This is a genomic window from Hamadaea sp. NPDC050747, from assembly GCF_040654195.1.
GTDB lineage: Bacteria > Actinomycetota > Actinomycetes > Mycobacteriales > Micromonosporaceae > Hamadaea.
Genome location: NZ_JBFAHM010000005.1, coordinates 222460 through 242811, shown reverse-complemented (window position 1 = coordinate 242811; position 20352 = coordinate 222460). Strand labels below are relative to the sequence as shown.

Annotated in this window: 13 protein-coding genes; 6 read left to right on the top strand and 7 right to left on the bottom strand. The window is 68.8% G+C overall.

What is annotated here, in order from left to right; all coding sequences use genetic code 11:
- Positions 1-29: 29 nt before the first annotated feature.
- Positions 30-5318, bottom strand: a complete 5289-nt coding sequence (locus AB0H43_RS13280) for a phospholipase A2 (RefSeq protein WP_359999872.1) — start codon at positions 5316-5318, stop codon at positions 30-32.
- An 822-nt stretch (positions 5319-6140) separates the two neighbouring features.
- Between AB0H43_RS13280 and AB0H43_RS13275 the strand changes: the two genes are divergently transcribed.
- A complete protein-coding gene (locus AB0H43_RS13275) occupies positions 6141-9239 on the top strand; it encodes a BTAD domain-containing putative transcriptional regulator (protein WP_359999551.1) in 3099 nt (1032 codons plus the stop codon).
- A 438-nt stretch (positions 9240-9677) separates the two neighbouring features.
- Positions 9678-9971, top strand: a complete 294-nt coding sequence (locus AB0H43_RS13270; RefSeq protein WP_359999550.1) for an STAS domain-containing protein — start codon at positions 9678-9680, stop codon at positions 9969-9971.
- A gap of 740 nt (positions 9972-10711) precedes the next feature.
- Here the strand turns inward: AB0H43_RS13270 and AB0H43_RS13265 are convergent.
- Complete coding sequence (locus AB0H43_RS13265; RefSeq protein WP_359999549.1) at positions 10712-11353, bottom strand: response regulator transcription factor; 642 nt, start codon at positions 11351-11353, stop codon at positions 10712-10714.
- Complete coding sequence (locus AB0H43_RS13260) at positions 11350-13251, bottom strand: histidine kinase (RefSeq protein ID WP_359999548.1); 1902 nt, start codon at positions 13249-13251, stop codon at positions 11350-11352. Before AB0H43_RS13260 ends, AB0H43_RS13265 begins: the two co-directional genes overlap by 4 nt.
- Before the next feature lie 261 nt (positions 13252-13512).
- Here AB0H43_RS13260 and AB0H43_RS13255 point away from each other — a divergent pair, with 261 nt between their 5' ends.
- Together AB0H43_RS13255 and AB0H43_RS13250 are read left to right on the top strand one after the other, a co-directional pair.
- Positions 13513-13848, top strand: coding sequence for a hypothetical protein (locus AB0H43_RS13255; RefSeq protein WP_359999547.1), 336 nt, complete (start codon positions 13513-13515; stop codon positions 13846-13848).
- A 10-nt stretch (positions 13849-13858) separates the two neighbouring features.
- A complete protein-coding gene (locus AB0H43_RS13250) occupies positions 13859-14560 on the top strand; it encodes a hypothetical protein (protein ID WP_359999546.1) in 702 nt (233 codons plus the stop codon).
- A 174-nt stretch (positions 14561-14734) separates the two neighbouring features.
- Here the strand turns inward: AB0H43_RS13250 and AB0H43_RS13245 are convergent, their stop codons facing one another.
- The 3 genes from AB0H43_RS13245 to AB0H43_RS13235 form a co-directional block, all read right to left on the bottom strand.
- Positions 14735-16102, bottom strand: a complete 1368-nt coding sequence (locus AB0H43_RS13245) for a GGDEF domain-containing protein (protein ID WP_359999545.1) — start codon at positions 16100-16102, stop codon at positions 14735-14737.
- 534 nt (positions 16103-16636) lie between these two features.
- On the bottom strand, positions 16637-17560 hold the full coding sequence (locus AB0H43_RS13240; RefSeq protein WP_359999544.1) for a M56 family metallopeptidase: 924 nt from the start codon (positions 17558-17560) through the stop codon (positions 16637-16639).
- A complete protein-coding gene (locus AB0H43_RS13235) occupies positions 17560-17931 on the bottom strand; it encodes a BlaI/MecI/CopY family transcriptional regulator (RefSeq protein ID WP_359999543.1) in 372 nt (123 codons plus the stop codon). Before AB0H43_RS13235 ends, AB0H43_RS13240 begins: the two co-directional genes overlap by 1 nt.
- Positions 17932-18026: 95 nt before the next feature.
- Between AB0H43_RS13235 and AB0H43_RS13230 the strand changes: the two genes are divergently transcribed.
- A complete protein-coding gene (locus tag AB0H43_RS13230; RefSeq protein WP_359999542.1) occupies positions 18027-18620 on the top strand; it encodes a phosphatase PAP2 family protein in 594 nt (197 codons plus the stop codon).
- Entirely contained in the window at positions 18617-19231 is a 615-nt protein-coding gene (locus AB0H43_RS13225) for a DedA family protein (RefSeq protein WP_359999541.1), read from the top strand. Before AB0H43_RS13230 ends, AB0H43_RS13225 begins: the two co-directional genes overlap by 4 nt.
- Positions 19232-19624: 393 nt before the next feature.
- Here the strand turns inward: AB0H43_RS13225 and AB0H43_RS13220 are convergent, their stop codons facing one another.
- On the bottom strand, positions 19625-20272 hold the full coding sequence (locus AB0H43_RS13220) for a hypothetical protein (protein ID WP_359999540.1): 648 nt from the start codon (positions 20270-20272) through the stop codon (positions 19625-19627).
- Between the last annotated feature and the right edge of the window lie 80 nt (positions 20273-20352).

Here is a 20352-nt window from a genome sequence, read left to right as displayed (position 1 = left end):
GAGCCAGTATCCCCGCGTTCGCCTGCGGATCACGAATCCCAGGCGCCCCGTCCCCATTTGCGTACGGCGGAGTAGTAGAGGCTGGCGTAGGCGTAGCAGTCGGACTGGTGTGAGGAGTACTTGGCGCATTCGTTGCGCAGGTCCCACAGCAACGTGTAGTCGACCCGTTCTCGCCATGGTTCGGCGTTCAGACCGGCGCGTCTGTTGTTGCTGTAGCCGAAGTCGTGCCGCTGGCAGCCCGGCAGGAAGTTGAAGCCGAAGGGCCGGTCGGGCGAGTTGCTGCACCCGTCGTCGGACCAGTCGAAGCCGTACTCCGACCAGGTGCTGCCGGACTTGCCGGCCCAGAACCAGCCCCACCCGCTGTTGGTCGGTGACGTCATCAGGACGTACGCGCTGGGGATGGACAGCATCTGGTTGGCGCCGACGACGTTGGACACCGCGGTGGTGATGCGTTCGGCGACCAGCCGGAACTCGATGTACTGCCCCCACACGAACACCGTGGTGTCGAAGGATCGGCCCTGGTCGCACAGGCCCACCTGATGCCAGATCGGCAGCGTGGCGCGGATCCACGCGCCGTTGTTGAGCCGGTGCTCGATCCACAGCGCCACCGGGCCGCCGGGGAACAGCGTGCACTGCCATTCCAGCCAGATGTAGCCGGGATGCGACGTGGCGCGCAGCGACGGCACGAACGGCGGCGGGGGCACCGGCCGGGCCGACACGGTGTTGGAGTAGCCGCTCTGGCCTGCCAGGTTGGCGGCGGTCACCTTGAACTCGTAGGTGAAGCCGTTGAGCAGTCCGGTGGCGACGAACCGCGTGCCGCTGGCCGGGTATTTGAAGTAGTACCAGGCACTCTGGCCTTGCGCCCGGTAGTAGATCCAGTAGTACACGTTCGGGGTGGTGCTGGCGTTCCAGGTGAGCGTCACGGTGCCGTCTCCGGCGGCGGCCTGCAGACCGGTCGGGGCGGCGGGCAAGGGCTGGAACGGTTTGGCGGAGACGGTGTTGGAGTAGCCGCTCTGGCCCGCCAGGTTGGCGGCGGTCACCTTGAATTCGTAGGTGAAGCCGTTGAGCAGCCCGGTGGCGACGAACCGGGTCCCGCTCGCGGGGTATTTGAAGTAGTACCACTCGCTGTGGCCCTGCGGCCGGTAGTAGATCCAGTAGTACACGTTCGGCGTTGGGCTGGCGGTCCAGGTGAGCGTCACCTTGCCGTCGCCCGCCGTGGCCTGCAGGCCGCTCGGCGCGGCGGGTGGGGGATAGAACGGGGTCGCCGACACGGTATTGGAGAACCCGCTCTGGCCGCCGAGATTCGCGGCGGTCACTTTGAACTCCACCGAGTAGCCGTTCCACAGTGGCTTGGCGGTGAAGGAGGTCGCCGTGGTGGGGTTCTGGTAGTAGTACCAGGTGGTCTGGCCCTGCGGCCGGTAGTAGACCCAGTAGTACACGTTGGGTGTGGCGCTGGCGTTCCAGGACAGGGAGACCTGGCCGTTGCCCGCGACGGCGGTCAGGCCGGTGGGTGCCTGCGGCGCGGGGGGAACCGGTGTGGCGGCGACGACAGTGGACGGGCCGCTCTCGCCGGTCAGGTTGACCGACGTGACCCGGAACTCGTAGCGGTGGCCGTTGGTCAGCCCGGCCACGGTGTACCACCATTCGGCGGGTGAGACCGGATGCTTGGTCCACCCGGTCTGCCCGGCCGTGGTGTCGCGGTAGTAGATGTTGTACCGGTCGGCGGTGGAGTTCATCTGCCAGCCCAGCCCGACCTTGCCGTTGTCGGCGATGGCGCTGAGCCCGGTGGGGGCGGTCGGTGCGGGCGGCATCGGTTTGGCGGAGGCGACGTTGGACGCCGGGCTGTCGCCGGAGGCGTTGGTGGCGGTCACGATGAACTCGTACAAGTGGCCGTTGGTCAGGCTGCCGACGGTCGCGGTCGTGCCCGACGCCGGGTATTCCAGGCGGGTGAAGCCCTGCGTGCCGGCCGTGTCCCGGTAGTAGATCCAGTAGTACACGTTGGCGGTCGGGCTCGCCGTCCAGGACAGCTGGACTTGCGCGTTGCCGGCGGTGGCCGTCAGCGCGGACGGGGCCAGCGGTAGCCCGCCGTGCGCGGTGATCTGCACCGGTGCCGACGCGGGGCCTTCCCCGCCGCCGTTGATCGAGCTGACCTTGAACTCGTAGAGGTGCCCGTCGACGAGCGCCCCGGTCGTCGCCGTGGTGCTGGTCGCCGGATAGGTGCCGCGGGTGAACGAGGTCTGCCCGGCGGTCACGTCCCGCTGGTAGACCCAGAACCACAGGCCGGGCGCGGGTGCGTCCCAGGTGAGCGAGATCGTGCCGTCCCCGGCCGTGGTGGCGCGCAGGTTCGTCGGCGCGGCGGGCAGGGCGTAGTGCGCGGTGGCGCTCGCGACCGCGGAAGCCGGGCCGTCACCGGCCGCGTTGACTCCGGCGATTTTGTACTCGTACAGGTGGCCGTGGGTGAGCCCGGTCGCGGTCCAGGACGGGCCGGTCGTGACGGGATAAGCCAGCTTCGTGAACGTGGACTCGCCGGCCGTTACGTCGCGTACGTAGACCCAGTACCAGAGGTTCTCGGCAGGGGCGGTCCAGTTCAGCGCGATCTCGCCGAGGTCGTTGGCCGCGGCGGTCAACCCGGTCACCTGGGCGGGCAGCGGCGGCAGCGGCTTGGCGGTGACCACGGCGCTGGCGGCTCCCTCGCCACCGGCGTTGACCGCGCTCACCTTGAACTCGTAGTCGTGCCCGTTGGCCAGCCAGCCGAGCGTCTGGGTGGTGCCGGAGGTGACCGGGTACGCCGACCGCGAGAACTCGGTGTCCCCAGCGGTCACGTCGCGGTAGTAGGTCCAGAACCACAGGTCCGGTGCGGGGGCGTTCCAGGTCAACGTCACCTGGCCGTCGCCCGGGACGGCCTGTACGTCGGTGGGCGTCCCGGGCAGGTCGTAGCGGGCCGTGGCGCGTACCGGAGTGCTCTTCGGGCCTTCGCCGCCGCCGTTGACGGCCGACACCGCGAACTCGTATTCGTGTCCCTGCGTGAGCAGACCCGGACGGGCCGAGGTTCCCTCGGTCACCGGGTACGCCGACCGCTGCAACGTCGTCTCACCGGCGGTCACGTCGCGCTGATACACCCAGTAGTACAGGTTGGGCGCGGGCGCGGACCAGCTCAGGCTCACACTCCCGTCGCCGTTGACCGTCGTCTGCAACCCGGTCGGCGCGGCCGGTGCGTCGTACCTGGCCCGTACGCGTACCGGGTTGCTCAGCGCGCCTTCGCCACCGGCGTTGATGGCCGACACCGCGAAGTCGTACTCGTGCGTGTCGAGCAACCCGCCGGGACGGGCCGTGACACCGTCGGTCACCGGGTACGCCAGCCGGGTGAAGCTCGTCTCGCCCGCGGTGACGTCCTTCTGATACACCCAGTACCACAGGTTGTCGCCGGGTGCGGTCCAGGTGAGGGTGACGCTGGCGTCCGGGTTGGCGGTGGCTGACACGCCGACCGGGGTGCCGGGCAGCGCGTACAGTGCCGTGGCTCGGGCGGGCGTGGACGCCGGCCCTTCGCCACCTGCGTTGATGGCGCTCACCTTGAACTCGTACTGGTGCTGGTGCTCCAAGGCGCCCGCGGTGAACGAGGAGCCTTGCGTCACGGGATAGGCCAGCCGCAGGAACGTGGTGTCGCCCGCGGTGACGTCGCGCTGATAGATCCAGTAGTACAGCTCGGGTCCGGGAGCGGTCCAGGTGAGGCTGATGGTGCCGTCGGCGTTCGCGGTGGCCGTCAGCGCCGCGGGCGCAACGGGCGCGTCGTAGTGCGCCCGTGCCGAGGCCGGGCGGCTGCGGGGGCTTTCCCCGCCGCCATTGAGCGCGGTGACGACGAACTCGTAGTCGTGATCGTTGGCGAGCTTGCGGGCGGTCGTGGTGGTGCCGAACGCGCTGTCCATCTCCATGGCGGTGAACTCGGTCTGCTGCTCGCTGACATCGCGGAGGTAGGCCCGATACTGCGCCGGGCCGGCCACGGCCGACCAGTTCAGCACGATCTCACCGGATCCGCTGGCCACCGCGGTCACGTTCGCCGGGGTCCCGGGCGGCGCGACGTCGATCACGACGGACCGGGTGTCGCTGGGCAGGCTTTCCCCGGCGGCGTTGACCGCCGCGACCCGGAACTCGTAGGTGTGCCCGTCGGTCAGCAGCGAGATCTCCACCGAGGTGCCGGGTTCTACCGCGGGCTGCCGCGTGAAGTAGGTCTGCCCGGCGGTCACATCCCGGCGGTAGACGCGGTAGCCGGTGGCTCCGGCGACGGCCGACCAGGTCAGCCGGATCGGATCGCCGTCACCGTCGATGCTCAACCCGGTGGGCCGGGCCGGCACGGCGGCCGGATCGGGCGTCGGGAACGGCCACGGCACCTCGGCGAACCGGGGGCGGTAGATCCGCGCGTCGGCGAAGTTGTCCGAGTTCTGGACGCTGTTCACGTTGTACGAGATCAGCAGCTTCCCGGTGGTCGCCAGGGTTTGCTGGGTGCGTACGTCGTAGATGATGTGGCTGGAGTTCGCGCCCGGCTCGGGGGCGTCGAACAGGTATTGCGGCGGCCCGAACGGCCCGGTCGGCGTGGACGCCACGTGCGCCACGATCGACGGCCCGAACAGGTAGTCGGTGTCCTGGCTGATCAGGACGTAGTCGGAGCCGATCCGGTCGACGGAGAATCCGCCGACGCCGCTGAACAGCCGCTGGGAGGATGCTTCGGTGCTGGACCAGGTCGTGCCGTCCCAGAACTGCCAGGCTCCGCCGAGGCCGGACGCAGTCCGTGCCACGTGTGCGAACTTCATGCCACCGGCGTGCTCGACGCCGTACACGTAGGTCTGCCCGCCGTCCTGAAGGATCTCCGTGCCCCAGGCGATCTTGTTGCCGACCGGCAGCATGGTGACACTGCTGAGGGTGAGCGCGGGCAGCGCGAAGGTGGCCAGCGCGGTGCCGACCAGTTCCACGTCCAGCGAGCCGTCGCCGGTCTTGCGATAGCGGTTGTACAGCACGTTCAGCGTGGCCCCGGACGCGATGCCGTCGCCCACCCAGTACATCTCGGTGGACACACCGGTGTCCACGAGGCTCTTCGGGGCGCTCGCGGTGCCGCCGTGGAGGGTGGCGCCCAAAGTCGTGCCGTCCTGGACCACCATCGTGTTGTTCACCATCGGGGTGTTCGTGGGACGGCTGAAGTCGGCGTTGACCGTGCCGAGGAACGTGTCGGAGAACAGCCAGACCAGTCGCCCGTCCGGCAGCGGCACCGAGACGGTGCTGTCGCCGCCGGTCCAGTGGCCGCCGGCGTTGCCGTAGGCCGCCCACATCGCGTTCACAGAGGCAGCCGGCATAGGCGCGGTCGCCGCGAAACCCCTGCCCGGCAGGGCCGACAGCAAACTCACGACGAGAAACAGGACCAAGGCTGACGCGGACAGCTGTCGGCGGAGAACTACAGACGACCGGCGCATCGACCTATCGTCAAACGCCGATCATTCGTGCGTCAACACCATTACTCGATCTTTATCTCGCTGGACGTCTTCGGTCTGCGCCGCGCTGAATCGTAAACGCTGTGTGTCGATGCGATCACCCGCGATGTCGCCCCGACCGCGGCCCGACAGCCACGGACGAGCCCACGCGGGCCGGAACCGGTCTCACGCCCGGTATTAGGGCCGCTACCGCCATCCCCGGCCTGCCACGGTCGACAGGCTGCTCGTGGCGCTCGAAGCCCGCTGGCGGGCCAGCCTCCGGGAACCGGACCGAGCAGCATCGACGACCTGGACGGCATTTCGTAGAAGTCCGCGCGCCCAGACGTCGCCGCCGTCGTCCCGTCCCGGACATAGCTGAGACCTGGCACGGACGGGCATGGTGGATCCACAGCGAGCGTTACGGAATGCAGGCCAAGGCTGGCGTGAACCGCGGGCCGCAGGTGCCACGGCGCCGCGGCCGCTTGTTAACACTCATGGGCATCGCCGCGGACGAGGCCCTTCTGGCGGGTATGGGATGTGATGTCACCGACCTGGTTGCCGTTGATGTCATCGCTGGCGTGCTGGCCGAGTGCCGCCCTCGTACACCGGCAGTTCAGCGCCGAGGTTCTCGCGGAGAAATCACCGTGCACGCCCCGACGGTCGGTGGTCGGTTAGGGTCGCTGGGTGCGGTTTCGTGTGCTCGGCGCGGTGCGAGCCGAGGTCGACGGGATGCCGATCCTGTTCAACCGGCGCAGGGAGCGGTGCCTACTGGGACTGTTGCTGTTGGAGGCTGGTCAGAGTCTGAGCAGCGAGCGGCTGATTGACCTGTTGTGGGACGAGCCGCCCAGGCACGCCCGCCGCAACCTTCATGGTCATGTCGCGCGTATTCGTGCCGGGTTCTCGGCCGCCGGTCTGGGCAACCTGCTGGTGTCAGGTCCCGGCTCGGGATACACCCTTGGTGTCGACCCGGACGACGTCGATGCACACCGATTCCGTGTGCTGGCCGAGCAGGCAGCGCTGCTACCCGAACCCGGTTCGCGAGCCGCCGCGTTGGACGAGGCTCTGGCGTTGTGGGGCGGCCCGGTCCTGGGTGCCGATGCCGATGCGGGCCTGCGAGATCGGATCGGCACGTCGTGGCAGGCGATGTACACGACGGCGATCGAAGGCAAGCATCAGGCGCTCATCGAGGCCGGCTCGGCAGAGCAGTCGCTTCCGCAGTTGTCCGCCCTGACGTTGGAGCATCCGACCTGGGAACGGCTCACCGAGCTGTTGATGACGGCGAACTATCACCTGGGCCGCAAGGCCGACGCCCTGGCCGCCTATCAGCGCACGCGCGAATGGCTCGCCGAGCATCTCGGTGTCGACCCCTCCCCCGGTGTGCGACAAACGCATCAGCAGATCCTGCGAGATGAGTTGCCCCTTCCCGCTGGGACAGCCGGCCGCCGGCCGCTGACGGTCGGCAGGCCCAGCGCCGAGTGCAGCCTTCCGGCCCGGCCCATCGCGTTCACCGGCCGCGACGACGAGGTAGCGGCCCTGGAGCGGCTGCTGCTCGGTGACGGACGCGAAGGCCCCTGCGCCGCGCTGGTCACCGGGACGGCGGGGATCGGTAAGACCGCCTTGGCGCTGCACGTCGCGTGGCGTGTCGCTGACCGGTTCCCCGACGGCAGCCACTACCTGGATCTCCAGGGCTTCGCAGCGCAAGCCCCGTTGACCGCCCGTGAGGCGATGGAACGACTGCTGCACATGTTGTCGATCGAGATCGGCTGGATGCCCAACGACGATGCTGACGCGGCCGGCTATTTCCGATCCCGGTTGTCCGGTCGCAGGCTGCTACTGGTGATCGACAACGCTTCGACGGCTCAGCAGATCCGCGCTCTGCTCCCACCAGCGGGTTGTGCGATCGTCGCGACCAGCCGTCACAGGTTGACCGAGCTCACCGTCGACCCCGGGATCAAAACCCTGGCGCTGAGCACACTTGGCCCGCAAGCGGCGCACCGGCTGTTGGCGGACGCTTCCGGTGCTCGGGCGGCCGAGCAGCCCGACGCGATCGCGGAGATCGCCCGGTTGTGCTCCTACCTGCCGCTGGCGGTCCGCATCGCCGCCGCCACCTTGTCGGCGCACCCCGGCTGGGACCTTCACGAGTTCACCGCAGAGCTACGCGCGGATCGGCTCGGAATGCTCACCATCGACGACACCGCCGTCCGGTCCGCCTTCGACACCTCCTACATCCGCCTTGAGCCGTCCGCCCAGCGCATGTTCCGCCTCCTAGGGCTGCTGCCCAGCATCGACCTGGGCGTCCCGGCGGCGGCCGCCCTTGCCGGGCTGTCGCCCGGCGAAGCCCGGCGGCTGCTGGACCGGTTGTGCGCTGCGCATCTGATCGAACAGCATCGGCCACGCCGATACTCGCTGCACGATCTGATCCGAGCGTTCGCTCACGAACGAGCCGGCCGCGACGAGCCATCGGACTCCGCTAGCGCCGCTGTCGCACGGCTGTACCGCTGGTATGAGCGTGCCGCGGCGGCAGCCGCAACGGCCGCGTTCCCGCAGGTTCTGCGTACCGACACCGTCAACACGCTCGCCGCCGAACACGATGACGCCCTGGATGCTGGTGCCGCGCTGGCGTGGTTTGCCGCTGAACGCACGACGCTGCCGGTGCTGATCGCCCACGCTGAGCGGCTCGGCGAGCGCCGCTCCGCGTGGGTGTTGCACGACGCGATGCGACCGGACTTCCGCCGGGTGTCGGCTCTGACCGCGTGGGAGCAGGCCGCCGCGCATGCGCGGCGAGCCGCGGACGCCGACGACCATCGGCAAGGTCTCGCAATGGCACACCAGTCGATCGGCGACGCGATGAATGTCCGTAGCCGGTACGACGCAGCCGTCGAACACCATCAGCGTGCGATGACGATCGCCGAGGACATCGACTGGCCGGCCTGCGCGGCGATCGCCGCCGCGAACGCCGGCGGCGACCACGGCGATCAAGGCAGCTTCATCCAAGCCCGCGCGTTCGGCGAACATGCCGTTGACGCCTTCCTCCGCAGCGAACGCGCCGCCAACGTGTGGGTCGTCTACGTGCAGCTCGCGTTCGCGGACCTGGAACAGGGCCGCATCGCCGACGCCACCGCACGACTCGAGCAGGCTCGCCAGTTATGTCCACCCGAGCTGCAGGCGGTCATTCTGCTCAACCTCGCCGACATCCACCGGATCCAAGACCGACTCGACGAGGCCGAACAGTTTGCGCTCGACGGCCTCGCCCGGCTACGCACGCACCCGAACCGGCTCGGCGAAGCTTCGGCCCTGGCCTGGGTCTGCCAACTCTGGCACGACCGCGACGAGCTCGCGCGGGCCCAGGACGCCGTCACCACCGCAGAACAGCTACTCGACGGCGGCGGTCCACCACGGCTACAGGCAGAACTCCACCTCGCCAGGGCCCGCCTGAGCCACGCAGACCACGCCACCGGCGAGTACCAGGCCGCTCTGGAGCTGGCGCTTGCCCACCGGCTGCGCCTGCACGAGATCCGGGCCACGCTGGGCCTCGGCCGCATCTGGGCGTCGAGCCCAGGCCGACAGATGAGCGCGGAGCAAACCCTTACCAGCGCCCTGGAACTGTCCCGAACACTCGGACTACGCCCACGCGAAGGTGAAGCTCTGGCCGAACTGTCGCGCCTGCACCGCCATCGTGGCGCTCACAACGTGGCTGCCGAGTTCGCCGACGCCGCACGGCACCTGTTCACCGACATCGGATACCGCCTCGCACTGCGTCAACTGTGCGATCAGCACCACTGAAGGAGCCCGCTCCCGAAATCTTGTGCCCAGGGTGACCCTAGGGGATCTGGGGGAACAGGTTGCCGCACGCCTGGGTGGACTGGACGTCGTTCGCCGCAGCCTCTCGCCGGTGCCGTCGATGCGCTCCGACGTCAGCTGACCGCAGCACGCCGCTACCTCTCAGGCGCGATCGCCACGTGTCGTCACCACGGCCTTCTGGCTGGCTACCGTCGGTGCCCCGACACACTCAAGGCAGGCGATTTGGAGGCTGTGAAGCAGCGCATCGTGGGGCACCGAATCGGGGACTCCAGAACCGGCCGTCAGCGCAAGCGGCGTGACGGCCGTGGCTCGCCGACCACACCCTGGAACGGGGTGAGGATACCAGCCGAACTCCGGCCCGGGGCGCTTCGCGTGCCGGCGTACGCCGCAACAGAGGCCAGGACGGGGCAGAATCGGGCCATGACCGATCCATCCAGGCATGGCGTATTGCGTGTGGTGCTCGCCGGCGATCTCGATTTCGCCAGCAACGCGGAGACCGCCGCGAAGCTCGCGGCCGCCTTGGAGTCCGGTGTCGATGTTGAGGTCGACTTGAGTGACGTTCGGTTCATGGATTCCGACGCCATCGGCGTCCTGCTCCGCGCCCGGCGGCTGGCCGTAGACCGCGGTCGGCGGCTGCAGATCACTCAGATGTCGGAGTCCGTTCGCTACGTTTTCGCACTGATGGGGCTCACCGAGCTGATGACCGGTCGTTAGCCCGAGCCCACCAGCGATACCCGATCGGCCACGCAAACGCACACCCGGGTGGCAGCACAGCGCCGCCACCGACATGACGCGCGACCACCATAATGGAGGGGTGACTGTGCGTCAGCCGTCCACACCTGCGGATGCTCCGCTCACGGATCCAGGTGTTCGAGCCAGGGCGCGTGCCGACAGCGCCGCTGACCGGGCACGGATCCTTCACGACAGATTGCTTCACGTTGCTGACGGCCGCCGAATCGCAGGCTCCAACGACCAGGACTTGGAGTTTGCCCGAAGGTGCGCGGCCGACGCTCGGCAACGACTCCTGGCCGATCGCAGCGCGAACGCCCATGAGCTTGCCGCATACACCATTGGCAACGCCGGCGACGAGCAGCGAGCCGAACAGCATTGCGCGGCGGCGCTCGCCGATCGCGCCCGGGCAGCCGAACTCCGGCACGGCACGTAAGCGCCAGACTGGTGAGCGCTGTCGGCGGCAGGCTCCATGGCTGGCAAAGCTGACAGCCTGGCCCCTCGACGAGCCTCCCAGTCCGTAGCGTGGAGTGCTAGCCGGCCCTTCGGACAAGTGCCAACAGCGAGCTGGGTCTTTCGCGTGCTGGTGTGTCCCTCAACGCGCGGAAACGATGCGCGGCCGGACCGGCAAGCTTGTCGCACTGACGGCTATGCGCGATGTGACTCGAGATCAGCAGCTCACCCGGCAGGTACAGGTCAGGGCGTGGTGACGACGCGATTGATCGTTAGCGCGTGCGGCCTAGGCCGGCGTCGCGGGCTTGGACGATGGCCTGGCTGCGCTGGGTCAGGTGGAGTTTGGCGAGGATGGCGGTGATGTTGTTGGCCACGGTCTTGGCCGATAGATGCAGGTTCCGGCCGATCTCGACGTTGGACAGCCCTGCCGCGAGATGATCGAGAATGTCCAGTTCCCGGGATGTCAGCTGAGGAAACGGCCCTGCTTGCGGTGGCGGTGCGGCAAACCAGGTGCGCAGCCGACCGGCCAGCGCCGCGCCGAACACCGGTTGCCCGGCGGCGGCCGCGTGGACGGCGGCCAGGATGTCGGCTCCGTCGGCGCCCTTCACCAGATAGCCGAGCGCACCGGCCTGGATGGCGGCGAACACGGTGGCGTCGTCTTCGAACATGGTCAGCACGAGGATCGCCGACTCCGGAGCCTGCGACTTGATCATGCGGGTCGCGTCCAGGCCGTGCAGGCCCGGCAACTGCAAGTCCATGACCATCACGTCCGGCCGTAGTTCGACGGCCTGCCGGACGGCGTCGCGCCCGTCGGCTGCCTCCCCTACCAGGGCGATGCCCGGCTCAGTAGCCAGAACCGCGCGCAGCCCTTGGCGTACCAGGGGATGATCGTCGGCGACAAGGACACGGATCATGTCGGCTCCGGTAGAGGAAAACGGGCTGTGACGGCACCGCGGCCGTCTACAGGGCCAGCATGACAGCTGCCACCCAGCTCGGCGGCGCGTTCACGCATCGCGGTCACACCGACGCCGGGAAGCCAGGGCCCGCGCGCGTCACCGTCATCGGTGACCTCCAGCACCAGCTGGCCACGGTCGACTTCCACGTGTACGCGGCACTGGCGGCCACCGCTGTGGCGAACCACATTGGTCATCGCCTCCACAGCTGTGCGGTAGGCCGCCACCTCGACCGCCGCGGGCAGCTCGGGCAGGCCGTCGGCTTCGATGCGAACCCGGATCGGCGATCCCGCGGTGAGCTGGTCGGCCTGCGACCGCAGCGCGCCGGCGAGGCCGAGGTCGTCCAGGGCCGGGGGGCGCAGGCCGTGCACGACCTTCCGCAGGTCGGCCAGCGCCTGGTGGGCGGCTTCGCGCGCCTCGGCCACATGCCGGCCGGCGGTTTCCGGGTCGGTGGGCAGCCGCGCGCGAGCGGCGTCGAGGCTGAGCCCGACCGCGGTCAGAACCGGCCCGAGTCCGTCGTGCAACTCGCGGCGTAACCGGCGCCGTTCCTCCTCACGGGCCGCGACGAGGCGGTGGCGAGAGCGCAGCAGTTCAGCGGTCAGGCTCTGGTTGCGCACCGTGAGGCCGAGCCGGCCGGCCAGCTCGGCCAGCAGCTCCCGGTCGCGGTCGTCGAAGACTTCTTCGCCCCGACGCGCGGCGGCGACCAGGAAGCCGTCCACCTGGTCTTCGTGCGTCAACGGCCAGCGTTGCTGCGGCTGGGACTCCGTGCCATACACCGCGACCGGGGTCGAATCGGCGCGCAGCACGGCCACATAGGGCAGGCGCAGCGCGGAACCCACAGCGTGTGCGAACGAGGCGAGCGTGTCGCCGTCCGGGACCGTGGCGAGGCGCCGGCTCAAGGCGCGCAGCGTCCGGTGCGGATCTTGGCGTCCGCCATAGAAAAGCCGATCCACCAGCCGTTGCGTACGTTCGCGCAGCGGCACGAACGACAGGGCGACAGCGGCGGCCGCCAGGGGGGCGGCGACCTGCCGGGAAACGATCTGTGCCGCCAGCGCCGAAAGCGCGGCGAAGGCGAGGATAAGCGCCGCGGTGATCGCACCGTAGACCAGGGACCGGCGCAGGATAGTGTCGATCGCCCACAGCCGGTACCGCAGCACGGGAATCGCGAGCGTCAGGACGAACACGACGGCGTCGAGCGCGGAGGCGAAAAACGGCAGCCGGTCGGTGACAGCCAGCGGAAACAGAGCCAGCGACGCCAGCACGCCGGCCGCTCGCCATTTCAGCTGCTGGCGGGACACGCCGGTGGCCCATAAGAAGCGGATCACGACTCCGACACCGGCGATCAGACCGAGCAGCACCACGACCGGCGCAGCCACCACCAGCGCGTCCGCCAGGTCGGCGAAGATCGTCCCACCGGTCAGCGGATGAGCCCGTCGCGTGCCTTGGCTGCTGTCGCCGAGCAGCCCGCCGAGGACCACCAGCACGGTCCCGGCGACGATGGCCCGTTCCAGCCACGCACCCCAGCGGCTGGCGGTACGACCGGACGGGAACCGGATATTGATCAACCCTTGGACCGCGATCGGCAGGAAGCCGAAGGCTCCAGTCGTCAGCGCCCATCCCACCAGCGGACCGTGGCGGCCGGCCAGGGCGGCGGCATACGCGGGAGGCACTGCCATCACCGACACGGCGACACCGACGGCAGCTACCGCCAGCAGCCAGCCGAACGGCAGATCCGGCCGACGGTCGATCAGCATCGCCCCAGCCAGCCCATATGCGAGCACCGTCATCAGCGGCTCCAGCCATGGAACCGGGATGCCGTCGGGATTCGGCCACGGCCGGCCGCCAGCGATCCAGAACACCCCGAACGTGGTGGCGACCAGGACAGCCGTCAGCGTGGCGACCGCCCACCGGCTGCCGTCGCGGCGCTGCTGCGTGCCTGAGGTGTCGATGATCTGAGTATCCGGGCCGGATGGCCGCGGCTCAACGGCCGCGCCTCCCGACGGTGCGGGATGAAGTTCCCACGCCCTCGGGAAGCCGGTCCGCTGCCGCGGGCCCGCACGGCCGAAGGTCGGGAGTCCACACCCTGGGCCAGCGGCATCAGCCGATCCGACGCTGAGGTCATGAAAACCGTCCGCTACACCGCCGCCATCGCGACCATCATCATGGCGCTCCTCAACCTGCCCTTCGCGCTCGACGACGGCGACATCGGCCTGCCAACGCCAGTGCGCTGGCTGTTCAGCCTGCTCGGCGTCGCCGGCCTCGTCGCCGCCGTCGCCCTGTTCCGATCGGCGACCTGGGCCGCGCCCGCCGTCGCCGCCGTCGGCGCGGCCAACCTGATCGCCGCCGTTGTCGGCCTGGCCAAGTCCTGGGACGGCTCGGTCATCGGACTGGTGCTGTCCGCTGTCGCTGTCGCGCTGGCCGCCACGTACGCCGTTCGCCGCCCGACCCGGGCCTAGGAGCAACCACATGTCGACCGAAACCGCCGTCACCCCGCCGATCGTGAAGACCCGCAAGGACCTGCGTGGTTTTTGGCGCATCCTGCTGGCCGTCCTCGCCCCGCTGCCCATGCTCGGCATGGGGCTGGCCTACATCCTGTCCCCGGTCGACGGCGGCGTCTCCTTCGAGGACACCGTCGCCGCCTACACCGGGCACCTCGACCAGGTACGTCTCACTCAGTACCTCGGGTTGCCGTTCCTCGTACTGCTCATCCCGGCCACCTTCGCCGTCGTCTGGGTCTCCCGCCGAGGTGCACCCCGGCTGACCACCGCAGGAGCGATCCTGGCACTGCTCGGGCAGCTTGCCGGGTTCCCACTCAACCAGGGCGGCGACCTTTTGGCGTACGCGACCGCCAAGCACCACCTGGACCTGGCCACCATGACGACACTGCAGACCAAGCTCGAGGAGGACCCGATCGCCCTGCTCGGCGGGCTGCTGTTCATCGTCGGCATCGTCTTCGGGCTCCTGCTTCTCGGCGTGGCACTGTGGCGCAGCAAAGCCGCCCCGGCCGTGTTCGGGATCCTGCTCGCGATCGGCGGATTCACCCACCCGTTCATGCCCGGGCACGTCGCCGCCGGCCTCGGCCTGCTCGTCACGGCCGCCGGGTACGCCGGAGCGTCTCTGGCACTACTTCGCATGAGCAACGACCAGTTCGACCTGCCACCACTGTGAGATCACGGGGGCCGGGCCTCGATGCCCGGCCCTACCAATCCGACGAGAGCCCCGCCAGATTCGCCAGCCCAGGGCATGTGGGTCAACGCAGGCCTAGCCCAATGGCACCGCAGAAACCGAATCTCACCACACCGTCGCCGACGTGGACGCGGCGTAATGATCACGGGGCGGCCGTCAGCTCGCTGGGCCGGCCCGCCCGGCCGACGCCGGGCCGGGTGGAGGTTCGCAGACCCGGTTGCGGCCGTGGTGCTTTGCCGCGTAGAGAGCCAGGTCGCCAGCCTGCAGTAGGGCGTCGGCTGTCGCCGCGTGGATCGGATAGATCACCACTCCGATGCTGGTCGTCAGGGTGAACGGCTGCCCGCCGAAAGCGAAGCGCTCAGCGGAGACCGCAGCGCGCAGTCGCTCCGCCACGGCGACCGCGTCCGCCCGGCCGGTGCCAGGCAGCAGCACCGCGAACTCCTCCCCGCCCAAACGCGCAGCTCGGTCGCCGGGACGCAGATCGGATCGGAGCACGGCGGCCAAGGTCTGCAAAGCGGCGTCACCGGCAGCATGGCCATGGCTATCGTTGATGGACTTGAAATGATCCACATCAAGCATAAGCAGAGCAACCGGACTGCCGGTCCGATGCGACGAGGTCAATGCCACATGCAGCCTGGACAGGAACGAGCGCCGGTTGTCCAGACCCGTCAGCGGGTCGGTACCGGCCAGTTCGGCCAGCTCGGCCTTTTGCGCGGCGATCTGATCGGCCATGTCGTTGAACGTGGCGGCGAGCTGGCTGATCTCGCCTTGCCCGTCCAGCCGCGCGCGGGCGGTGTCGTCGCCGGCGGCCAACAAGCTGGCAACGCCACGCAGCTGGCGCAGGTCACGCACGATGCCATGCGATAGCAGCAAGCCCAGCACCAGGGCGGCAACGGTTCCGCTAACGCTCACGCTGACGATGACTCGTCGGGTGGGTGCGCTGGCGGCCACGAGAGTGTCGTAGATCGGTGTGTATTCCAGCAGGATCGCGCCGACGACCGCGCCGGCGTGTCTCATCGGTACCGCCACCAGTTCGATGCCGTGGGGAAAGTCGGCGCTGGTTTCGGTGAACGTGCGATCCTGACCGTCGCGCAATGTCGCGGCGACCTGTCCACCGTCGCCGGTGAACTGTCGGCCGACGTTGGCGGGAATAGCGTCGGCGAGTATGCGCAGGTCTTGGTCGACGACTTCAATGTCGCGGCCCTGATCGGTGTGCTGGGTCGTGACGTAGGCCTGTAGTCCCACGGGGTCCTGATACAGCGGCGCGCGTCCCGGATCGGTGTGTGTGACGAACTGGGCGATCTGCGCGGCTACGTGCCCGGCTTCGGCTTGGGCTGCTCGGGCGGCTGACGCGTACTGTTCCTGGATTGCGACCCAGCCCACGAGCGGGATCAGCAGCGACACGGCCAGGAACGCCGACATCAGTCGCACCCCGACACGCGCTGTGTGCTGCCGCAGCCAGCTTTGTGCGCGCAGAATCCGGCGATTGACACCACCGGCGCCGAGCGCCTGGTCCGCCGACATAGTCCCCCGTCCTCGATGCCTGCTCAACCACCCTACGTCTATAACCTCAATACCCGCTGTGACGATGTCGACGCCCAATTGCGGCCTGGGTCGCATAGACCGCTCGTGACGTGACGATGCGACACGGATCGTTCAACAGGTGGAAGACCAGACATGTTGGCGTCGGCTACTGTGCCCGGATCGGCATGCGGATGCCGCAGCCGCGCTGGGCGCATCGCGGGACCGCGGCCGACTCGGGCTCCGGGTCCAACCCCCATCCCCCCTTTTCGGGCGCGGAGCCCGAGCACTGCTGCGGTGGACACGTGTCGGTTTGGTTGCGAGTGTCGGCCGAGGCTCGATACGCGACCCTATGGGGCGGCCAGGTCGACCCGATGCGTCAGCGGTTCTGATTTCGTCCGGCGAAACCGTCGTGGTCTCACCACTTACCTGACAGGCGGGCCCGGGCCGCATCGTTGGGATGCGCCCTCTGCCTGCCCAGAGCGAATGATCGACGCTGGGGGCAGGCCTCGCGTGTGCCGTCGGCACTTCGTCGACTCAGCGGTTGGCGGTCTCAGCGGCGGTCGGGTGATGCATGGCGTTCTCGATCAACGCCTCGCCGGCGTGCTCGACGGCCAGCGACGTTCCGGTGAGCGTGGCCAGTAGGACAAGCACTGTGAGCAGGTGGGCCGGGTGGGTGCGTGGCGGTGAGTCCAGCAGCGCACGTACGCGCTGCGGTATGCGCCCGCCGGTGGCCGCGACGGTCAGGTCGGGTCTCCGCCGGTTTCGCATCAGGGCGATGCGGCCGATCGTCAGCGCGACTGTGCGGCGGTCGGCTATCCGGGTGGCATCCTCGTCAGCCCACCGTTCGGTCATATGCATTACCGCACGCGCGGTCGGGCGCAGCAACGGGTTGATAGCGGCGTCCAGGTCAACGATGACGCGCCACCAAGCATGCCAGTGCACACGGTGGGAGCGCTCGTGCGCGAGCACAATGTCGCGCTCTGCCTGCGTTAGCGCGGCGAGCATGCCTTGCGTGATGAGCACCCGGCCGGACGGCAGGGTGAACGCATCGACGTCGTCGCTGTCGAGCACGCTGACGCTGCCCTCGCCGACCGGCAGGTCGCGTTCGATTCGCCGCCACGCGTACAGCTGGCGCAAGTGGCGCAGCACGGCCCGCGTCGTCCACGTCATGGCGGAAACAAGTAGCAGACCCGATCCGATCGAGACCTGGGCGGAGATCGGGTCCGCCGCCCGCAACGCAGCCGGTGACCAGTGGCCCTCCTCTGCGATCTCACCGAATTGTCCCAGCCATATGAAGGTGAGCACACCGAGGACGAACACCGTGGATGCGGCGGCGCCGGTTGCGGCCAGGCCTAGCAGCCACACTGCCCAGCGCGGAGGTAACCGAACGGCTAGCGGCGGACCGGCGGCCGCGACAGTGAGCATCGCGACGATCGCCGCCACTGCTGCCGTGATCATCACACCCCCGTGCCGTCCACGGTCTCACCCAGCAACCTGCGCAGAGTAGCCTCGTCGACGGGGGACAAGTCATCCACGAACCGTGCCAGAGCAGCAGCCCGGTCCGGCTCGACGGCGAGGACGCGATGCATCCGCCGGGCGGTCACCCGCGCCGGATCGCCCAACGGCACATAAGCGAACGAGCGGCCTGTCCTCTGCCGAGACAGCACACCCTTGTCATATAGCCGAGCCATCACGGTCATGACCGTGGTGTACGCCAGATCCGCGTCCAGCGCTTGGTGCACCTGGGCCGGAGTCAGAGGAGCATCGGCGCTCTCCAGGACCGCGAGGATCTGCTGACCGAGGTCCCCCCGTCCCCGCCGAGCCTCCATCAGCCAAACCCTTCCTACTACACCACAATGTCGCAGTACGCTTCATACGACTTTGCATTGTAGTAGCAGCATACGGTGAGGGAAAGATTCCAACGATGGACACATCCTGGCTCTACGCCGTCAACCATCTCGCCCGCACCACGGGCTGGGCGCATCCGTTGATGCTCGGCTACGCCGAGTATGGCACCGCCCTCTTCGCCGCCCTGCTGCTCGCCGGATGGTGGACGGCCCGGCGCAGCGCAGACCCGGTAAGGGTCGCCGCAGCATTCTCGGCGGGCCTGTCCGTCCTCGTCGCGGTCGCGATAAATCAGCCGCTGGTGGCGCTCGCCGCCCGGCCCCGCCCCTACACCGCCCATCCCGACCTGCTCATACTCGCCCACCACAGCACCGATGGGTCCTTCCCGTCCGATCACGCCACCATGGCGGGCGCGGCCGCGGCCGGCCTTTTGCTCGTCGCCCGCCGGCTCGGCCTCCTCGCTGGGCTCGCAGCCGCCGCGATGGCCTTTTCCCGGGTGTACATCGGCGCTCACTACCCCGCCGACGTCGCGGCCGGGCTTGCCGTCGGCGCCACCACGGCGTTGCTCGTCCACGTGCTCACCCGCCGCCCGCTCACACACCTGGTCACGGCGATGGCACGGACTCCCCTGCGCCCGCTTATCATCTCCGCCACCGCCGCAACGGCCAGATGACCGGGTTGCTCGACCATCTCACCAGCCTGCCCGCAGTGTGGGCCTACCTGACCGTCGCGCTGCTCGTCTTTGCCGAGGACGCCCTGTTCATCGGCTTCCTTCTGCCCGGTGAAACTGCCGCCATCCTCGGCGGCGTCACCGCCAGCACCGGCCACACCAACCTCGCCGCAATGATCACCATAGTGGTCCTTGCCGCCGTCGCCGGCGACACCGCCGGCTACGAGATCGGACATCGCTACGGCATGCGACTACTCGACGCCCGGCCCTTGCAACGACGCCGCGAACGTCTCGACCAAGCCCGCGCCTTCCTCGCCAGGCGCGGCGGGCCAGCGGTCTTCCTCGGCCGGTTCGTAGCCGTCCTACGCGCCACCACGCCGTTTCTGGCCGGAATGGCACACATGCGGTACCGCACCTTCCTTACCTACAACGCAGCCGGGGGGCTGCTCTGGGCAACGGCCGTCGTCCTGCTCGGCTACTTCGCCGGCGCCGCCTACCAGAAGATCGCCACACGCTTTGGCGAGATCGCCGCCATCACCGTTGCGGTCATCGCCATCACCGTCTTGGTCGTCGTTCACTTCCGGCGACGCAAGCGATGGCAACCACGACCGTAATCGCTGTGGATCACACCCTGCCGACGGAACCACACCCCGACGCCCTGGAACACGCCCACTCGTGCCATGCCGTCGGACCTCCCGAGTCACACCGCAGCCACGTATCTGCGGTGTGACTGCGGGCCGTCCAGCCTCCTGGACTTCCCTCCGCCATCGCCAGCAATCGATGTACCTCCGAGCGCAGCGAATGACGGCAGCTAATTATGCGATTGCGCCAGCGGGCCAGCAGACCCTGACCATTCGGGCGGTGGAGGTGCCGCTCGAGACACAGCCATCCTGTTTGCCTGCCGAAGCCCCGGCATCGATTTGCGGACCCCCCACCGATGCTCCGCTCGATGCGTGCTCAGATAGGCCCGGCCCGTCGACGACCGCGCAGATGTGGTCCATTGATCTTCAGGATGAGCGCTGTGTGCGCAACATCGCCGCGGCGGCCGGGACACTGCCTGCCACCAGTAACGTTAAGGCGATGGCGCCGATGACGCGTGGGCTCGACGGCAGCGCGAACGCCAGCACGGTCAGCGGGCTGCTCGCGACCATGGCCCAGCCGGCCCAGGCGGGGATCACGTGGCGGCGCAGGGCCAGTCCCAGGATCACGTACGCGATCAGGTGGCAGACGATGTAGACCAGTAGGTATCCGAGCATGACCGGGTCGCCGCCGAATGTGTGCAGCAGGGAACCGAGAATGGCGGCGGAGGGCTGTTCAGCCGCGACGTTGATCAGATCGTCGAGGGCGGTGAGGGCGGAGAACGGCAGCCAGCCGATGACGGCGAGTATGCCGCCGATGGTGGCGGCCCATGGCGTACGCGGATAGGCCAGGAACGCCAGGCCGACGGCACCGATGGGTAGCAGGTAGGAGGCGAGGACGAAGGCCAGCATGTGCAGGCTGTTGATGGTCGGGTTCGTGGCGGCGGCCGCGGTGATGCTGGACTGGTCGGGGGCGTGGATCGCCGGGCTGAGTGTCCCGCCGATGAGGTAGCCGAGCGGGCCGCCGACCATCGCGATCGCCACGATGACCCGGATGAGACGCTCATACATTGGCATGCGAAAAGTGTCGGTCCCTAACGGCGGTCGGGTCGTCCGCCGGTGGACGGCATCACGAGTACGCAGTCGGGCGTAGAGCG